The 17,464-nt window shown below is 71.9% G+C and carries 13 protein-coding genes; 4 read left to right on the top strand and 9 right to left on the bottom strand.

Going from position 1 to position 17,464, the window contains the following annotated elements:
* Positions 1–2: 2 nt before the first annotated feature.
* Genes IEZ27_RS54975 through IEZ27_RS15835 form a run of 6 tightly spaced genes read right to left on the bottom strand, consistent with a single transcriptional unit; the run spans position 3 to position 6,638 of the window.
* Complete coding sequence (locus IEZ27_RS54975) at positions 3–1,250, bottom strand: serine/threonine-protein kinase (RefSeq protein WP_189647925.1); 1,248 nt, start codon at positions 1,248–1,250, stop codon at positions 3–5.
* A gap of 9 nt (positions 1,251–1,259) precedes the next feature.
* Complete coding sequence (locus IEZ27_RS15855) at positions 1,260–1,571, bottom strand: AzlD domain-containing protein (protein WP_189647924.1); 312 nt, start codon at positions 1,569–1,571, stop codon at positions 1,260–1,262.
* On the bottom strand, positions 1,568–2,230 hold the full coding sequence (locus tag IEZ27_RS15850) for an AzlC family ABC transporter permease (protein ID WP_189647923.1): 663 nt from the start codon (positions 2,228–2,230) through the stop codon (positions 1,568–1,570). Before IEZ27_RS15850 ends, IEZ27_RS15855 begins: the two co-directional genes overlap by 4 nt.
* 10 nt (positions 2,231–2,240) lie before the next feature.
* On the bottom strand, positions 2,241–3,104 hold the full coding sequence (locus IEZ27_RS15845) for an AraC family transcriptional regulator (protein ID WP_189647922.1): 864 nt from the start codon (positions 3,102–3,104) through the stop codon (positions 2,241–2,243).
* 47 nt (positions 3,105–3,151) lie between these two features.
* Positions 3,152–4,876, bottom strand: a complete 1,725-nt coding sequence (locus IEZ27_RS15840) for a protein kinase domain-containing protein (RefSeq protein ID WP_189647921.1) — start codon at positions 4,874–4,876, stop codon at positions 3,152–3,154.
* 10 nt (positions 4,877–4,886) lie between these two features.
* Entirely contained in the window at positions 4,887–6,638 is a 1,752-nt protein-coding gene (locus tag IEZ27_RS15835; RefSeq protein WP_189647920.1) for a serine/threonine-protein kinase, read from the bottom strand.
* A 286-nt stretch (positions 6,639–6,924) separates the two neighbouring features.
* Between IEZ27_RS15835 and IEZ27_RS55525 the strand changes: the two genes are divergently transcribed.
* Positions 6,925–7,833: a chorismate mutase gene (locus IEZ27_RS55525; RefSeq protein WP_189647919.1), complete on the top strand. Its 909-nt coding sequence runs from the start codon at positions 6,925–6,927 to the stop codon at positions 7,831–7,833.
* A gap of 21 nt (positions 7,834–7,854) precedes the next feature.
* Here IEZ27_RS55525 and IEZ27_RS15825 read toward each other — a convergent pair whose 3' ends face one another.
* Both IEZ27_RS15825 and IEZ27_RS15820 read right to left on the bottom strand, forming a co-directional pair.
* A complete protein-coding gene (locus IEZ27_RS15825; RefSeq protein WP_189647918.1) occupies positions 7,855–8,898 on the bottom strand; it encodes an SGNH/GDSL hydrolase family protein in 1,044 nt (347 codons plus the stop codon).
* Positions 8,899–9,024: 126 nt separating this feature from the next.
* A complete protein-coding gene (locus IEZ27_RS15820; RefSeq protein ID WP_229824023.1) occupies positions 9,025–10,389 on the bottom strand; it encodes an amino acid permease in 1,365 nt (454 codons plus the stop codon).
* A gap of 169 nt (positions 10,390–10,558) precedes the next feature.
* Between IEZ27_RS15820 and dnaE the strand changes: the two genes are divergently transcribed.
* Positions 10,559–14,086: a DNA polymerase III subunit alpha gene (gene dnaE, locus IEZ27_RS15815; RefSeq protein WP_189647917.1), complete on the top strand. Its 3,528-nt coding sequence runs from the start codon at positions 10,559–10,561 to the stop codon at positions 14,084–14,086.
* A 110-nt stretch (positions 14,087–14,196) separates the two neighbouring features.
* Positions 14,197–15,573, top strand: coding sequence for an amidase (locus IEZ27_RS15810; RefSeq protein ID WP_189647916.1), 1,377 nt, complete (start codon positions 14,197–14,199; stop codon positions 15,571–15,573).
* Here the strand turns inward: IEZ27_RS15810 and IEZ27_RS15805 are convergent.
* On the bottom strand, positions 15,570–16,082 hold the full coding sequence (locus tag IEZ27_RS15805; RefSeq protein WP_189647915.1) for a hypothetical protein: 513 nt from the start codon (positions 16,080–16,082) through the stop codon (positions 15,570–15,572). The genes IEZ27_RS15810 and IEZ27_RS15805 overlap by 4 nt on opposite strands.
* A 63-nt stretch (positions 16,083–16,145) precedes the next feature.
* On the opposite strand from IEZ27_RS15805, the gene murA reads away from it, so the two are divergent.
* A complete protein-coding gene (gene murA / locus IEZ27_RS15800) occupies positions 16,146–17,456 on the top strand; it encodes a UDP-N-acetylglucosamine 1-carboxyvinyltransferase (RefSeq protein WP_229824022.1) in 1,311 nt (436 codons plus the stop codon).
* The last annotated feature ends 8 nt before the right edge of the window (positions 17,457–17,464 follow it).

Genomic DNA, 17,464 nt, shown 5'->3' with positions numbered 1-17,464 from the left:
GGCTACTCCTCCTCGCCGCCCTGCGACGGCTCGACCTCGCCGGGGGTTCTGGAGGGGTTGCGGCTGTCCTCCTCGGTGGCGGACTTGGTCGGTGTGGGCTTCTTCGCGGGGGACCTGGTGGGGGTGCCCGTGCGTTCGCCGCTGGTGGGAGAGGGGGCGCTCTGCCGCGGTACGGAGGGGCGCGCGGATTCCCCGCCGCTTGTGGAGTCCTCGCCGGTCGAGGGGGAGTCGTCGGCGGGTGGGGTGGCGACGGCGGGCATCGTCGGCGCGTTGCCCCGTACCGGCTGGTCCGACTGCTTGGTCCACCAGGCCGCGCCGCCCGTGACCAGGCCCACCAGCAGCGCGCCCGCCGCGATGACCAGGATCGGCGTCCTGCGCCTGCGGCGTACGGCCGCCGGCGGCACGGGGACCGGGCCGGTCTGCTCGGGCGCGCCGCCGGTCAGGACCACGCTCAGCCGCTGCTCGGCCTCCTCCAGAGACATGCGCTCGGCGGGGTTCTTGCGCAGCAGGCCGAGCAGCACGGGGGCGAGCACGCCGGCGCGGGCCAGCGGCTCGGGTTCGGCGTGCAGGACCGCGCCGAGCGTGGCCAGCGCGTGCTCCCGGTGGAAGGGGGAGTGGCCCTCGACCGCCATGTACAGCGTCACGCCCAATGACCACAGGTCGGAGGCGGGTCTGGCCTGGCCGCCGGCCGCCCGTTCCGGGGCCATGAAGGCGGGGGTGCCGATGAGGACGCCGGTTCTGGTGACGGGGGCCTCGTCCTCGGTGGTGGCGATGCCGAAGTCGGTGAGCACCGCCCGGCCGTCCTCGGTCAGCAGCACGTTGTCCGGTTTGACGTCCCGGTGCAGCACGCCCGCCGCGTGCGCGGCGCGCAGCGCCTCAAGCAGTTGCAGCCCGATGGCGGCGACCTTGCGCGGCGGCAGCGGGCCGTCGGCGCGTACGGTCTCGCCCAGGGTGCGCGAGTGGACGAGCTGCATGACGATCCACGGATGGCCGCCCTCCTCCAGCACGTCGTACACGGCCGCCACTCCCGGGTGCGCCACCCGGCCGGCCGCCCGCGCCTCGCGGAACGTCCGTACGGCGAACACCTCGCGCTCGGGATCGGTCAGATCGGGCGGCGGCAGCACCTCCTTGACGGCCACGTCCCGGCCGAGCACCTCGTCGTGCGCCTGCCAGACGGTGCCCATGCCGCCCTGGCCGATCGTCCTGAGCAGGCGATAGCGGCCACCGACGATCCCCGCAGAATCGGACATGCACGGCGACTACCCGAGAAACATCCGGACAAGCGCGGTGACGACGGCCGCGGCGGCCAGGATGACCAGGAACGGCGCCCGGAGCAGCAGCGCGACCACGGCGGCGGCGAGTCCCGCCGTACGGGCGGGGTCGAAGGCGGGCCTGCCCTGCTCGGTGAACATCTGCACCGCGATCAGCGCCGCGAGCAGCGCCACCGGCACCAGCTCGGCGAACCTGCGCATCGCCGGATGGTCCAGCACCCGGCGCGGCGCGGCCAGCCCGGCCAGTTTGAGCGCGTAACAGCCCAGGCAGACCGCGACGATCGCCCACCACAACGTCATCGCACCATCACCACCAGCACCGCCACCGCCGACAGCAGCACCGGGACGCCCGGCGGGAAGAACGGGCTGGCCGCCAGCGCGACCGCCGCGCCGGCCACGGCCAGTACGCGCAGCCGTCCGCTGGCCGCCAGGCGCGGCCACAGGATGGCCAGGAACGTGGCCGGGCCCACGGCGTCGAGGCCGAGCACGCGGGGATCGCCGAGGAAGGACGTGCCGACCGCGCCGGCGAGGGTGGTGAGGTTCCAGGCGACGTACAGGCTGGCGAAGGTGGTGACGAAGCCGGTGCGCGCCGACGGCTCGTCCGGCTGGGCCAGCGTGACGGCGGTGGTCTCGTCGATCACGCCGTGCGCGGCCAGCAGCCGGCGCGGGCCGCGGACGTTGAGCAGGTCGGCCAGACGCAGGCCGTAAAGGGTGTTGCGGCCGCCGAGCAGCAGCGCGCCCGCGGCCGCCGCCATCAGGTCCCCGCCCGCGCCGACCGCGCCGGCCAGCGCGAACTGCGAGGCGCCGGTGAACGCCAGCAGGCTCAGCACGCACGCCTGCGGCACGCTGAGCCCGGCGGTGATCGCCGCCGCACCGAACGCGAGGCCGGACAGCCCCACGGCCAGGCCCACACCCAGGCCGTCCCGCAGCGCGGCGGAACGGTGAGTTGTCTGTTGCATGGGATGAAGACTATGAAACGGGCAAAAGTCCGGTCTTGTACGTTCCTGCGGCTCGCTGGTACGCGGCGGGCGGCACGCCGACGACCCGCTTGAAGTGCCGGTTCAGGTGGGCCTGGTCGGTGAAGCCGACGTCGGCGGCCACCTGCGCCGGGCGTACACCCTGCTGGAGCAGGCGGCGGGCCTGCCGGATGCGCAGCGAGGTGAGGTAGGCGTGCGGCGGCAGTCCCGTCACGGCCTTGAACGCGCGCAGCAGCGGGAACGGCCGCACCCCCACCGCCTCCGCCAGCGCCTCCAGGGTGGGCGGGTCGAGCAGGCTCTCGTGCAGCAGCGCGACGGCCTCGCGGACCGCCTGCCGGCCCGCGTCCGGCGCGCCCGTGCTCGGCCTGGGGGCGGCGTACCTGCTCAGCAGCCGGGCGAACAGCGTGCGCGACAACGTGGACGCCGCCAGCGCGTCGCCGCGTTCGGCCGCCTGGTGCGCCCGTCCGAGCAGCGCCGCCACCTCCGGGTCGCGTACCACCTGCTCGGGGAAGTACGGGGTGGCGAGCGGCGCGTCCAGCTCGGCCGCGATCCCCGCCAGCGCCTCCACCGACGGATAGAGCATCCGGTACGCCCACCCGCCCGGGGTGCCCGCCTGGCCGGTGTGCACCGAGTCCGGGTTGACCAGCACCAGCTCGCCCGCGCCCGCCCGATGGAGGGTGCCGCGGTAGTCGAACTCCTCCACGCCCGACACGATCAGGCCGATGGCGTAGCCGTCGTGGACGTGACGGGAGAAGCGGTGGGTGACGTAGCGGGCCTTGAGCAGGTCGGTCTCGGGGACCGCCGGATTCCGCCAGAACCGGGCCCGTTCCGTCGCGCCGTCATCCGCCGGGCTCATGCCGCGCTCATTCCCGGCTCATCCGCACTCATACCAGCCGTTCCGCCTCATTCTGGGCGGAAGGTCTTGGCGAAGGTGTCGAACCAGTGGCGGTCGGCGGCCCAGCGGGCGTCGGAGGTCTCCCAGTACAGGGCGTAGGGGCGGCCGGCGGCGGTGTGGAAGCCGCGGTTGATCACGTGGATGAGCCGGCCGTCGCGCATGCGGGTGAACTCCCAGTCGGCGGCGCGCAGTCCCAGGTAGGAGGTGGGGGTGATGCCGATCCGGGTGTAGCGGTCGAACTCGCCCTTGGCCTCGATCTCCTTCTCCAGGCCGATCCAGTGTTGCTCGGGGTCCTTCCACGGGATGTCGGGGACGGTCCACTCGATGATCATGACGCCGGTGGTGCCGGGGCCGGAGACGCGGATGCTGTCCCTGGACGGGGTCTTGACGGCCTGCCACGCCTTGGGCACGGCGACGGAGAAGTGGCCGGCGGCGCTGGTGAGGGTGCGCCAGCCGGCGGGCACCGGGCGGGCCGTGACGGTGGGCGTCGGCTGGTCCGACGGGTCCCCGCTGGGCTCCCCGCCGGGCTCCTCGGTCGGTTGCTGCGTCGGGTCCTTCGTCGGTTCCTGCGTCGGCTTCTGCGTGGCCGGCTCGGTCCGGCCGTCGGCCGTCGGGGTGGGGGTGGTGGCGCCCGCGAGCTGGTCGTAGAGCAGCACGCCGCCACCGCCCAGGAGCGCCAGGGCGGCCACCGCGGCGGGCACCACGATCCGCAACGTCCTGCCGCGCCGCCGCTCCGGGCCACCCGGGACGGTGTGGCGCGGCACCTGCTGCCCGCCCGTGACGGGCCGAGAGTCCTGCGGGGTGAGGTAGGGGCCGCCGGGCGTGGGGTACGGACCACCGGGGGTCGGATGGGAAGGGCCGGGGGTGGGTGGGGCCTGGGGTGGGAACTGGGTCGACCACATGGGGGTCTGGTCGGCCGGCAGGGGCTGGCCGGTGGCGACCTGGTGGAGCAGGCGGGCGGCCTCTCCCGCGGGCATCCTGGCCGCCGGGTCCCGCCGCAGCAACCCCATGATGACCGGCCGCAACGCCCCCGCGCGTACCGGCGGTTCGGGCTCGTCGCGCAGCACCGCCGCCACCGTGGCCGCCCACGAGTCGCGTTTGAACGGCGGGCGCCCCTCCACCGCCGCGTACAGCGTCGCGCCCAGTGACCACAGGTCGGACTCGGGCCGGGCGGGCTCGCCGTTCAGCCGCTCCGGCGGCATGTACGCGGGCGTGCCCACCAGCCCGCCGGTCGCCGTCAGGCCCGCCTCGGCCTCCATGGCGGCGATGCCGAAGTCGGTCAGCACGACCCGGCCGTCGTCGGCCAGCAACACGTTCTCGGGCTTCACGTCACGGTGGAGCACCCCGGTGGCGTGGGCGGCCCGCAGCGCGTCGAGCACCCGGCCGCCGACCATCGCCACCAGCGGGACGGGGAGCGGGCCGCGTTCGCCGATCACCTCGGCCAGGGAGCGGGACCGTACGAGCTGCATGACGATCCACGGCCGGCCGTCCTCCTCGACGACGTCGTGGATGACGATCACCGACGGGTGGTCGAGGCGGCCGGCCGCCCTGGCCTCCCTGATGGTCCTGCGGTTGAGGTCGGCCCGCTTGGCATCGCCCACGCCCGTGTAGCGGACCTCCTTGATCGCCACCGTACGGTCGAGCAGCTCGTCGTAGGCACGCCAGACCACCCCCATGCCGCCCTCTCCGAGGGGCTCGATGAGGCGATACCGGTTGCTGACCTGCCTTTCCACGCAGGGAAGCCTACTTGGCGGGCTTGAAGGTCGCGGCGAAGCCCTCGAAGAAGTGGTAGTCCTTCTTCCAGTGGCTGTTGAGGGTGTGCCAGTAGATGGCGTACGCCCTCCCGTTGTCGGTGGTGAAGCCGCGGTCGCGCACCCGGGTCTTTCCCGTGTCGGTGTTCCAGGTGAAGTCCCAGTCGGCGGCGGCCTTCATGTAGTCGACCTTCTTGATGCCGAGCTTCTTGTAGCCGCCGAAGTTGTTCTTGAGCGACGGCTCCTGCCTCTTCCAGTCCTTGTACGGGTCCTTGCCCGGCTTGGCCGCCTCCTCGATCATGAGGTAGGCGTTCGAGGCGCCGCCCGGGCCCTTGAACTTGACCTGCCGGCCGCCGCGGTCCCAGACGTCCCAGCCCTTGGGCAGCCCGATGGAGAAGCCGAGCTGCTTGTCCTTGTACATCTTCCAGCCGCTGGGCAGCGGGCCGGCCTCGTCGGTCTTGTCCGGCGTGGCCGTCGGCGTGGCCGTGGCCGTGGCCGACGGCGAGGCCGGCTGCGACTCGGTGCCCGACTTGGGGTCGGAGGCGGAGGCCGAGGGCTGAGCCTTGGAGGACTGCCTGGCCTGCGGAGGCCTGGAGGCCGGCTCCTCGGGGGCCGAGCTCAGCCCGAGGTAGCCGCCGATCCCGGCGACCAGCACGACCGCCGCGGCGGCCGCGGCGATCAGCCCGTACTTGCGTCCCTCCTGCCGGGAGGCCACCGTGGGCCGGCCCGTGGGCGCGCCTTCCTCGGGCGAGGGCGTGAGCCGCCGGCCGGTCTCGACGGGCGGCGGCGTCGCGGCGGCCCTGGATCGCGGCCTGGGGACGGGTTTGGGCAGGTCGGGGTCGGTCGGGGTGTCGTCCTCGTCCTCGACGGGCGCGGGCACGCGCAGCTTCTGCCTGGGGAAGCGCCTGGTCTCCGGCGGGCTCGCCGCCTCGATGGCCTCGCGCAGCAGCCGCGCGGTCTCCTCGTACGACAGGCGCTGCACCGGCTCCTTGACCAGCAGCCCGCTGATCACGTCGGTCAGCGGGCCCGCGTGCGGCGCGGGGTCGGGCTCGTCGGTCAGGACGGCGTGCATCGTGGCCAGCGCCATGCCGCGCTCGTGCGGCGAGCGGCCCTCGACGGCCGTGTAGAGCGTCGCGCCGAGCGACCACAGGTCGGACTCGCGGCGCGCGGGCAGGCCCTTGAGCCGCTCGGGCGCGATGAACGCCGGGGTGCCGGCCAGGCCGGTCACGGTGAGCTGCGTCTCGGTCTCCAGCGTGGCGATGCCGAAGTCGGTCAGCACGACCCGGCCGTCGTCGGCCAGCAACACGTTCTCGGGCTTGACGTCGCGGTGGAGCACGCCGGACTCGTGCGCGCGGTGCAGCGCGTCGAGCACGGCCACGCCGATCTCGGCCACCCGCTTGGGCGGCAGCGGCCCCTCCTGCTTGATCACCGCCCCGAGGGAACGCGACTGCACGAGCTGCATGACGATCCAGGGCCGGCCGTCCTCCTCGATCACGTCGTGGACGACGATCACGTTGGGGTGCTCGAACCGGGCCGCGGCGCGCGCCTCGCGCATCGTACGCCGGTTGAGCAGCTGCACCTCGTCGCCCAGGGCGGCGGCGTAGCGGACCTCCTTGACCGCGACCGTGCGGTCGAGGAGCTCGTCGTGGGCACGCCAGACGATTCCCATGCCGCCCTTGCCGATGGGCTCCTGGAGCTGGTACCGGCCGGCGATGCGGCGTCCGTCCTGCTTGCGATCCGACATCAACGGCCTCAAACCCTCCCTCTCGGCCAAGAAATACTCCCATAGCGAGGGATCATCGGCGACTCGCCGGAAGGTCAGTCCGCGATGTGAGAAGGAACGTCCAGCAGGTGGAGGGGCGGTGTAAGGTTCAGACATGACTTGTCGCTACACGTTTATCGAGCCGGCTCCGGGAGGGCCGGTCGTCAGCTAGCGACCACCTGGAGTCGGCACAAGGCAGAGACGCCCCGTCTCTGCCTTTTTGGTTTTCCTGCCGGCTTCGCGGGGCCGGCCCGAGTGGGGAGTCGAGATGACATCGACCTTGGAACGGCACATGGTGACGATCGGCGGCCAGCGTGTGGGTGACGGCCCGGCCGTGGTGCTCGGCGGACGGGTGAGCCTGCGCCCTCATCGGGGGCAGGCGGACGCGCGTGAGGTGCTGCGGGAGCGGGCCACGCTGGCCGAGCCGTACTCGGCGGCGGACCTGCCGGCGATCGCGGCGCTCGCCGACGCCGTGGTGGTGGGCGCGTCGTGGACGCGGGACATCCCGCTGGTGCGCGCCGCGGCCGGGCTCGGCCTGCCGGTGGTGGTGGAGCGGCGGCCGTCGGCCTCGGTGGAGGAGTGGGTGGAGCTGGCCGGCTACTGCGCGGCCGAGGGCAACGACCAGGTGGTCCTGTGCGAGGGCGGCCGGCTGGACCTCGGGGTGCTGCGGGCCGCGCGGGCGGTGTCGGGGCGCCCGGTGCTGGCCGACGTCTCGCACGACCCGGGGTTGTCGGCGGCGGCGGTGGCGGCGGGCGCGGACGGTCTCGTCGTCGCCGGTCCCTCGCGTACCGCGCCGCAGGAAGGCGGCGCGGCCGGCCAGGCAGGCGCGGGTGCTGTCGGGGTGGCGGACCTGCGGGCGGCCGAGGAGGCCGTGACGCTGGTCGGGGCGCTGCTGCGGCCCGAGTCGCCCGGCACGCTGGCCGAGTGCAGGGAGGCGATCGATCGGGTGGACGCCGCGCTGGCCACCCTCCTGGAGCGCCGGGCCGCCCTGGCGGGCGTCGTGCAGCGGCTCAAGCCCGTCGGCGGGTTCGCCGGACGGGACCTGGCACGGGAGCGGGCGCTGGTGGCCAGGATGGCGACGCGGGCGCCCCAGCTCGGGGAGGAGCGGCTGGCGGCCGTCATGAACGCCGTCATCGAGGCCGGCCTCCACCTGTCGGAGGAACGCGCCCGCCCCTGACCCGGCCCGCCCGGGAGCCGGTCAAGGGGCGGTCATCCGGAAGTTGTGGAGGGGCCGGCCGGGGCCGGCGGCGATCTGGCGGTTGATCAGCTCGGCGAAGCGGCGGTAGCCGTCGCCGGTCGGGTGGTAGCTGCGGGCGTTGACGGTGAGGGCGTCCACGTCCAGGGCCAGGCTGTTGAGGTACGGCTGCGCGGTGCCGGCCTCGTGGCCGGTGAACGCCTCGTAGGCGTCCACGTACTCCACGCTTCCGGGGGCGCCGAGGCCGTCGAGGCCGCGGTCGTACTGGGCCGTCACGGCGCCGACCGTGTCGTTGAGCTTGCGGGTCACGGTGTTCAGCCACCGCTGGTCGGCCACGCCCAGGTTGTCGACGGCCTGGGACGGAGAGGCGGGGAACGGCCTGGGGTAGCCGAGGACGATGACCCGGGCCCGCGGCGCGCGGGCGCGCAGCTCGCCGAGCACCTTGAACAGGCTGGGCCGCAGCTCGTCGATGCGCCGGGCGACCTCGGCGTCCTGGTCGACGCAGGCCGACGACCACGGCAGCTTGACGATGCAGCCCGTGAGGACGTCGGTGAACCCGGCGTCGTTGCCGCCGATGCTCAAGGTGATCAGGCTGGCCGAGGGGTCGACGCGGGTGATCTGGGGTTGCTGGCCGTACTGGCCGGACAGGAGCTGGCGGGTGGTGGCGCCGCTGCAGGCGTAGAAGGCGTTGCCGCCGCTGAAGTCGTGGGCGCCGGCCACCAGCGGGACGTAGGAGCCGCGGGCGCGGTGGCAGCGGTCGGCGCCGCCGTTGACCGGGCTGCCGTCCTGCTCGTAGACGCCCTCGCCGGAGGAGTAGGAGTCGCCGAGTGCGACGTACGTGCCGCTCAGCGCGACCTGGACGGGCGTCAGCCGGGTCAGCCGCGGCAGGCGGCCGCGCGGCTCCTGGAGCGGGTCCGTGGCGCAGCCGGGGGAGAGCACGGCGCAGGCGAGCTTCGGGTAGACGCCCAGCGGCACGCCGGCCAGCGCGAGCGCGGCCCCCAGGGCGGCGGCCACCGCCACCACCCGCACGACCCCCCACCGCTTCACGGCGGGCGCCTCGGGAGGCGCGGGCGCCGTCTCGGGGGGCGCCGTCTCAAGGGGCGCGGGATCCAGTGTGTCGTCCAGCTTGTCCAGTGTGGCCTCCCCCGAGCGGCGACTCCTGCCCGGACGAGACTAACCCGCCTCCTGCGTGGCCGGCCGCGGCCGACGGCGGCGGCGTACGGCCGTCCAGCCGAGCGCGATGGCCGCGACCAGGGCCGGGATCAGGAAGAACGCCACCTGCTGATCGCGGTCGGCGAACGGCATCAACAGGACGACCAGCGCCAGGAACCCGAGCGTCAGCCAGTTGGTGTACGGCGACCCCGGCATCGGGAACGACGACCGGTGCCCCGTCCCGCGCAACCGCATCTGGCAGTACACCAGCACCCCCCAGGTGCTGATCACCCCCAGCGAGGCGACGGCGGTGGCGATGTTGAAGGCGCGCTCGGGCAGGTAGTAGAACAGCGCCACGCCGCCCAGGAACATGGCCGCGGTGAACACGATCCCGCCGATCGGCACGTGACGGGAGCTCAGCGCGGCGGCGAAGGCGGGCGCCTCCCGCTTGGTGGCCATCGAGCGCAGGATGCGGCCGGTGGCGTACAGGCCGGAGTTGCAGGACGAGAGCGCGGCCGTGATCACGACGAGGTTCATGGCGTCGGCCGCCCACGGCACCCCCAGACCGGCGAAGAACGTGACGAAGGGCGAGGTGCCCGCGCTGTAGGCCGTCCACGGCAGGACCATCGCCAGCAGCAGCACCGAGCCCACGTAGAAGATCGCGATGCGCCAGATCACGCCGTTGATCGCCCGCGGCATGACCTCGTGGGGCCGGGCGGTCTCGCCGGCGGTGATGCCGACCAGCTCGATCGAGGCGTAGGCGAACACCACCGACTGCAGGCTCATCAGCACCAGCGGGAAGCCCGTGGGGAGGAAGCCGCCGTGCGCGACCAGGTTGGCCGGCCCCGCCTCGCCGACGGCGAACACCACCAGCACCAGCGCGACCACCAGGAAGATCACGATGGCCACCACCTTCAGCATCGCGAACCAGAACTCCAGCTCGCCGAACAGGCGGACCGACAGCAGGTTGACCGCCAGCACGAACCCCAGCGCGAGCAGCGCCGTCAGCCACTGGGGGAAGCCGGAGGCCCAGTAATGGATGTACGCGGCGATGGCGGTCAGCTCGGCGATGCCGGTGAAGGCCCAGTTGACCCAGTACATCCAGCCGCTGGCGAAGGCCGCCCAGGGGCCGATGAACTCACCGGCGTACTCGACGAAGGAGCCCGAGGCGGGACGGTAGAGCACGAGCTCCCCGAGCGCCCGCATGACGAAGAAGGCGGCCAGCCCGGCGGCGGCGTAGGAGAGCACGAGCGCGGGCCCGGTGGCGGCCAGCCGGCCGCCCGCGCCGAGGAACAGGCCCACCCCGATCGCGCCGCCGATCGCGATCATCTGGATCTGGCGGTTGCCCAGCGCGTGGCTGTATCCCTCGTCGGACTGCGTGCGCACCCGGTGTCTCCTTCATTACTTTGCGTGAGGGAGACGATATCGAGGCCGGTGGCCGCGCCGCTTCCGGCGCGCCGGTCGGGCGGGGCGCGCGAGGCGGCTCCGGGATGTCGGTCCGGCCCACTAGAGTCGGAGCGCACCATCGCATCCAGACCCGGGGAGGCGCCGCTCCATGTCGTCCAGCGACTCGTTCGTCCATCTGCATGTGCACACCGAATACTCCATGCTCGACGGGGCCGCGCGGCTCAAGCAGATGTTCAAACAGGTCGGCGACCTGGGCATGCCCGCCATCGCGATCACCGACCACGGCAACATGCACGGCGCGTACGACTTCTATCGCCAGGCCACGGCCGCCGACATCAAGCCGATCATCGGCATCGAGGCCTACGTCGCGCCGGAGTTGCGGCACAACAAGAAGCCGGTGTTGTGGGGCGAGCCCCACCAGAAGAAGGACGACGTCTCGGCGGGTGGCTACTACACCCACATGACGATCTGGGCGCGCAACAAGACCGGCCTGCACAACCTCATGAAGCTCAGCTCGCGCGCCTACACCGAGGGCTTCGTGCGCAAGTGGGCGCGCATGGACGCCGAGATCCTGGCCGAGCACTCCGACGGCCTGATGGCCACCACCGGCTGCCCGTCGGGCGAGGTGCAGACGCGGCTGCGGCTCGGCCAGTACGACGAGGCGCTCAAGGCTGCTGCGAAATATCAGGACATCTTCGGCAAGGACAACTTCTTCCTGGAGATCATGGACCACGGGCTCGACATCGAGCGCCGGGTCCGCGACGGCCTGACCCGCATCAGCGCCGACCTCGGCATCCCGCCGCTGGTCACCAACGACTCCCACTACACCTACGAGTCCGACGCCTCCTCCCACGACGCCCTCCTGTGCATCCAGACGGGCAAGCAGCTCTCCGACCCCGACCGCTTCCGCTTCGACGGCTCCGGCTACTACATCAAGACCGCCGACGAGATGCGCGCGGTCGACTCCTCCGACCTGTGGGCCGAGGGCTGCCGCAACACGCTCCTGGTGGCCGAGAAGGTCGACCCGGCCGGGTTCTTCGAGTTCAAGAACCTCATGCCCACCTACCCCATCCCCGACGGCATGACGGAGAGCGAGTTCTTCCGCGCCACCGTGTGGGAGGGCATGGACCGCCGCTGGCCCGAGGGCTACGACGCCGAGCACAAGAAGCAGGCCGACTACGAGATCGGCATCATCGAGCAGATGGGCTTCCCGAGCTACTTCCTCGTGGTCGCCGACTTCATCATGTGGGCCAAGCAGAACGGCATCCCGGTCGGCCCGGGCCGTGGCTCGGCGGCCGGCTCGCTGGTGGCGTACGCGATGGGCATCACCGACCTCGACCCGCTCCCGCACGGCCTGATCTTCGAGCGCTTCCTCAACCCCGACCGCGTCTCCATGCCCGACGTCGACATCGACTTCGACGAGCGCAGGCGCGGCGACGTCATCCGCTACGTGACCGAGAAGTGGGGCGCCGACAAGGTCGCCATGATCGCCACGTTCGGTACCATCAAGGCGAAGGCCGCCATCAAGGACGCCGGTCGCGTCCTGGGCTATCCCTACGCGCTGGGCGACAAGGTGTCCAAGGCGTTCCCGCCGGCCGTGATGGGCAAGGACATCCCGCTGTCGGGCATCTTCGACAAGGACCACCCGCGCTACAACGAGGCCGGCGAGCTGCGCAAGCTCTACGAGGAAGACGTCGACGTCAAGTCGACGATGGACCTCGGAAAGGGCCTGGAGGGCCTGATCAGGCAGACCGGCGTGCACGCCGCCGGCGTGATCATGTCCCGCGAGGTGATCACCGACCACATCCCGATCATGCGCCGCGACTCCGACGGCGCGATCATCACGCAGTTCGACTACCCGACCTGCGAGACGCTCGGCCTGCTGAAGATGGACTTCCTGGGCCTGCGCAACCTCACGATCATCGACGACTGCCAGAAGATGATCGAGTCCACCACCGGCGAGCAGATCGACCTGCTGAAGCTGCCGCTCGACGACCGCAAGACGTACGAGCTGCTGGGCAGGGGCGACACTCTGGGCGTGTTCCAGCTCGACGGCGGCGGCATGCGCTCGCTGCTGCGGCTGATGAAGCCCGACAACTTCGAGGACATCTCGGCCGTCGGCGCCCTCTACCGTCCCGGCCCGATGGGCGCCAACTCCCACACCAACTACGCCCTGCGCAAGAACGGCCAGCAGGAGATCACCCCGATCCATCCGGAGTTCAAGGAGTCGCTGGCCGAGATCCTCGACACGACCTACGGCCTGATCGTCTATCAGGAGCAGGTCATGGCCATCGCGCAGAAGGTCGCCGGGTTCTCGCTCGGCAAGGCCGACCTGCTGCGCCGCGCGATGGGCAAGAAGAAGAAGTCCGAGCTGGACAAACAGTTCGAGTCCTTCGAAGGGGGCATGAAGGACAACGGCTACTCGGCCGCTGCCGTCAAGACCCTGTGGGACATCCTGCTGCCCTTCTCCGACTACGCCTTCAACAAGGCCCACTCGGCCGCCTACGGACTGATCTCCTACTGGACGGCCTACCTCAAGGCCAACTATCCGGCCGCGTACATGGCGGCGTTGTTGTCGAGCGTGAAGGACGACAAGGACAAGTCGGCCCTCTACCTCAACGAATGCCGCCGCATGGGCATCAAGGTGTTCCCGCCGGACGTCAACGACTCCGACTTCGACTTCACCCCGCGCGGCACCGACATCCGCTTCGGCCTGTCGGCGGTGCGCAACGTCGGCGGCAACGTCGTCGACGGCATCATCTCGGCGCGCAAGTCCAAGGGCCGCTTCGGCGACTTCAAGGACTTCCTGCGCAAGGTGCCCGCGATCGTGTGCAACAAGCGCGTGATCGAGTCGCTGGTCAAGGCCGGGGCCTTCGACGCGCTCGGCCACGTGCGCAAGGGCCTGGTCATGGTGCACGAGCAGGCCGTCGACGCCATCATCGACATCAAGAAGAACGAGGCCATCGGCCAGGACTCCCTGTTCGGCGCGATCGACGGCGGCGAGGACCAGACCTTCGACGTGCAGATCCCGGTGGGGGAGTGGGACAAGAACACGCTGCTGCAGTTCGAACGCGAGATGCTCGGCCTCTACGTCTCCGACCATCCGCTGTTCGGCGTGGAGCACATCCTGGCCGCGGGGGCCGACTGCTCGATCGCCGCCGTCCAGGACGAGAGCCGGGCCGACGGGCACGTGGTGACGGTGGGCGGCATCCTGAGCGGGGTGCAGCGCAAGGTCACCAAGAAGGGTGACACGTGGGTGCTCACCCAGCTCGAGGACCTCGAAGGCGCGATCGAGGTGATGATCTTCCCGTCGTCGTACCAGCTGTGCTCGACGATCCTGGCCGAGGACGCGATCGTCTTCGTCAAGGGGCGCATCGACAAGCGTGAGGACGTCGCGAAGATCATCGCGATGGAGGTGACCGCGCCCGACCTGACCCAGGAGGCGGGCGGGCCGCTGCTGGTGAGCCTGCCGCTGACCCGGTGCACGCCGCCGGTGGTCGGGCGGCTGAAGGAGATCCTCACCACGCATCCGGGCACGTCCGAGGTGCACCTCCAGGTGCACAACGGGCCCAGGACCACCGTCATGCGGGTCGACGACCGGCTGCGCGTCACGCCGTCGCCGGCGCTGATGGGCGACCTCAAACAACTCCTCGGCCCCGCCTGCCTCGGCGCCTGACCCCTCCGCCCCCCGAGCCCCCGCCGGTTGTCGGGGGGTGACAAGGGAGGTGGGGCGGGTGGGGTGATGTTGCCGTCGTCAGGCGGGCGCGGCTGGGGCAGGATCGCAGGGTGAGCGAACTGCACTATCTGACCGCGACGGAGATGGCCCACCTCGTCAGGACCGGGCAGCTGAGCGCCGTGGAGCTGCTCCAGGCCCACCTCGACCGGATCGAGCAGGTCAACCCCGAGGTGAACGCCATCGTGACCCTGGTGGCCGAACGGGCGCTGGAGGCGGCGGCACGGGCCGACGCCGCCGAGCCCGTGGGGCCGCTGCACGGCGTCCCGGTCGCCCACAAGGACCTGGTGGACACCGCGGGCATCCGCACCACGTACGGCTCCCCGCTGTTCGCCGCGAACGTCCCGGGCCGAGACGACCTGATCGTGCGCCGGCTGCGCGCCGCCGGGGCGATCACGATCGGCAAGACGAACACCCCCGAGTTCGGCACCGGCTCGCACACCGTCAACGAGGTCTTCGGCGCCACCAGGAACCCCTACGACCTCGGCAGGTCCGCCGGCGGCAGCAGCGGCGGGGCCGCGGCGGCCCTGGCCACCGGCATGGTCCCGCTGGCCGACGGCTCCGACATGGGCGGCTCGCTGCGCAACCCCGCCTCCTTCTGCAACGTGGTGGGCCTGCGTCCGACGCCGGGCCGCGTCCCCGACCCGAGCGACACGGCCGCCTGGTACACGCTGGCCGTGCCGGGGCCGATGGCGCGGACGGTCGACGACCTCACGCTGATGCTCGGGGCCGTCGCCGGGTTCGACGCGCGGTCGCCGTTCGCGATCAAGGAGGTGTTCGCGCCCGAGCCCGAGCAGGGGGTGCGCGGGATGCGGGTGGCCTGGAGCCCCGACCTGGGCGGGTTGCCGGTGGATCCGCGTACGGCCGCGGTGACCGCGACGGCGCCGGCCGTGTTCGAGCGGCTCGGGGCGCACGTGGAGGAGGTCGCGCTGGACCTGTCCGACGCCGAGGACGCCTTCCGGATCTACCGGGCCTGGTACTACGCCCTGTCCTTCGGCGACCTGACCGGGCTCGGCCCCAACACGAGCTGGAACGTCGAGCGGGGCCGCCTGGTCACCGGCGCCGACCTGGCCCGCGCCGAACGGCTGCGCAGCGGCCTCTACCAGCGGATGGCCGACTTCTTCGACACCTACGACGTGCTGATCGCGCCGGTCAGCCAGGTGCCGCCGTTCCCGGTCGATCAGCCGCACGTGAGCGAGATCAACGGTGAGCGCCTGCCGGACTACCTGGCCTGGATGCGCTCGGCGTACTGGATCAGCGTGCTGCACGCGCCGGCGGCGTCGGTGCCGGCGGGATTCACGCCCGAGGGGCTGCCGGTCGGGGTGCAGATCGTCGGGCGGCCGTTCGCCGACGCCCGGGTGTTGCGCGTGGCCCGCGCGTTCGAGCAGGCCACCGGCCACGGCCTGCGCCGCCCGCCGCTGTGGGGCTAGGGCTCGATCCCGTACGGCTGCCGCAGCGGCGACTCCCGGTAGCCGTGCATGCCTTCGAGCAGCCCGAACAGGCCGACCGCGAGCAGCGGCCAGGCCACCAGCACGCCCTGCGCGGTCAGCTTCAGCGCCCCGGGGACGATCCGCACCCCGGGCTCCGCGGCGGCCTCCACCACGACCGCCCCGATCGTGAAGGTGGACCCGGCCCACAACGTCAGGAAGCTCCCCGCCACCCCGCCCGCGCACAGCCCGAGCAGCACCGCCAGCATCCACCGCCGCCCGGCGAACCACGCCAGGCCACCGCAGAGCAGCCCCAGCGCGCCCGTGATCACCGCGAACCACCCGTCGGCCGCGATCAGCGCCTGCGTGGTGAGATCGGCCAGCACGGGCCCGCGCTCGGTCAGCTGGTACGGCGCCCGCGGCGAGATCGCGGACCAGCTCAGCCCGGCGGCGACCCCGAGTGTGGCGAGTATGAGGACAGTTACCGCAAAAGCGCGTACTTCCCTCGTCACGCCACTCCCCCTCACAACTGCATCCGAACCAGCTCGATGGTATCTCCCGGTTAGGCTCACTTCGTGATTGCAGAAGAGGTCTGGCTGATCGAGCCCTCCGGCCCCCTCCGCGGGGACGTCGTCGTACGGGGCTCCAAGAACGGTGTGTCCAAGCACATGGTCGCGGCCATGCTCGGTGACGGGGAGAGCATCATCGGCAACGCCCCCGAGGTGGGCGAGGTGGGCATCACCGCGGCGATGCTGGAGGCGCTCGGCATCCACGTCGAGATCTCCGGCTCCGAGATCCGCATCGCGCGCGGCGCGGAGATCAGGCCGCGGGTGCCCGACGCGTTCACCGGGCTCAACCGCATCCCCATCCTCATGCTCGGCCCGTTGCTGCACCTGGCGGGGGAGGCGTTCGTCCCGCTGGTCGGCGGCGACCCGATCGGCCGGCGGCCGGTGAACTTCCACGTGGAGGCGCTGCGCCTGATGGGCGCCGAGGTGGAGGTGGGCGACGGCGGCATCTCCGCCAAGGCCAAACGGCTCAACGGCGCCCGGATCGAGTTGCCGTACCCGAGCGTGGGCGCCACGGAGACGATCCTCATGTCGGCGGTGCTGGCCGAGGGCAAGACCGTGCTGAAGAACGCGGCCATGGAGCCCGAGGTGGTCGAGCTGGCGCTGTTCCTGCAGCGGATGGGCGCCAGGATCGAGTTGTCGCCCGACCGCCGGATCGTCATCGAGGGCGTGGAGCACCTGCGCGGCGCCTCGACCTGGCTGACCGGCGACCGCATCGAGGCGTTCTCCTACCTGGCGGCCGGGCTGGTCACCGGGGGAGAGGTACGCGTGCACGGCTGCCCCCAGGACCGCCTGGTCACCGCCATCACCACGCTGGCCAGGATGGGCGCCGAGTTCGACATCAACGACGAGTACCTGTGCGCCACCGCGCCGCCCGAGGGCCTGCGCTCGGCGGCCGTGCAGACCGACACCCACCCCGGGTTCATGACCGACTGGCAGACGCCGCTCATGGTGTTGTTCACGCAGAGCCAGGGCATGTCGGTGCTGCACGAGACGGTCTTCGAGAACCGCCTGGTCTACGTGCCCGCGCTGCAGAAGATGGGCTGCGAGATCGAGGTGTTCGACCAGTGCCTGGGCGGGCCCGCCTGCCGCTACCACGACACCAACGCCCGCCACTCGGCCGTGGTGCGCGGGGTGTCCAAGCTCCGGGGCGCCGACGTGACGCTGCCCGATATCAGGGCCGGGTTCTCGGCCGTGCTGGCGGCGGCGGTGGCCGACGGGACGTCCACGCTGCGCGGGGTGCACCACATCGAGCGGGGGTACCACAGGCCGTACGAGCAGTTCGCCTCGCTTGGTCTGAACATCCGTAGAGAACGGTAAAGAGCGAG

Source organism: Nonomuraea spiralis (assembly GCF_014648435.1).
Classification (GTDB): domain Bacteria; phylum Actinomycetota; class Actinomycetes; order Streptosporangiales; family Streptosporangiaceae; genus Nonomuraea; species Nonomuraea spiralis.
The sequence above is the reverse complement of the archived record's forward strand: the minus strand, read 5'-3'. Positions and strand labels throughout refer to the sequence as shown.

Coding starts and splice junctions, on each gene's coding strand:
- IEZ27_RS55525 (WP_189647919.1), top strand. CDS start 6,925: ATGACATCGACCTTGGAACGGCACATGGTGACGATCGGCGGCCAGCGT.
- IEZ27_RS15855 (WP_189647924.1), bottom strand. CDS start 1,571: ATGACGTTGTGGTGGGCGATCGTCGCGGTCTGCCTGGGCTGTTACGCG.
- IEZ27_RS15835 (WP_189647920.1), bottom strand. CDS start 6,638: ATGTCGGATCGCAAGCAGGACGGACGCCGCATCGCCGGCCGGTACCAG.
- IEZ27_RS15850 (WP_189647923.1), bottom strand. CDS start 2,230: ATGCAACAGACAACTCACCGTTCCGCCGCGCTGCGGGACGGCCTGGGT.
- dnaE (WP_189647917.1), top strand. CDS start 10,559: ATGTCGTCCAGCGACTCGTTCGTCCATCTGCATGTGCACACCGAATAC.
- IEZ27_RS54975 (WP_189647925.1), bottom strand. CDS start 1,250: ATGTCCGATTCTGCGGGGATCGTCGGTGGCCGCTATCGCCTGCTCAGG.
- IEZ27_RS15845 (WP_189647922.1), bottom strand. CDS start 3,104: ATGAGCCCGGCGGATGACGGCGCGACGGAACGGGCCCGGTTCTGGCGG.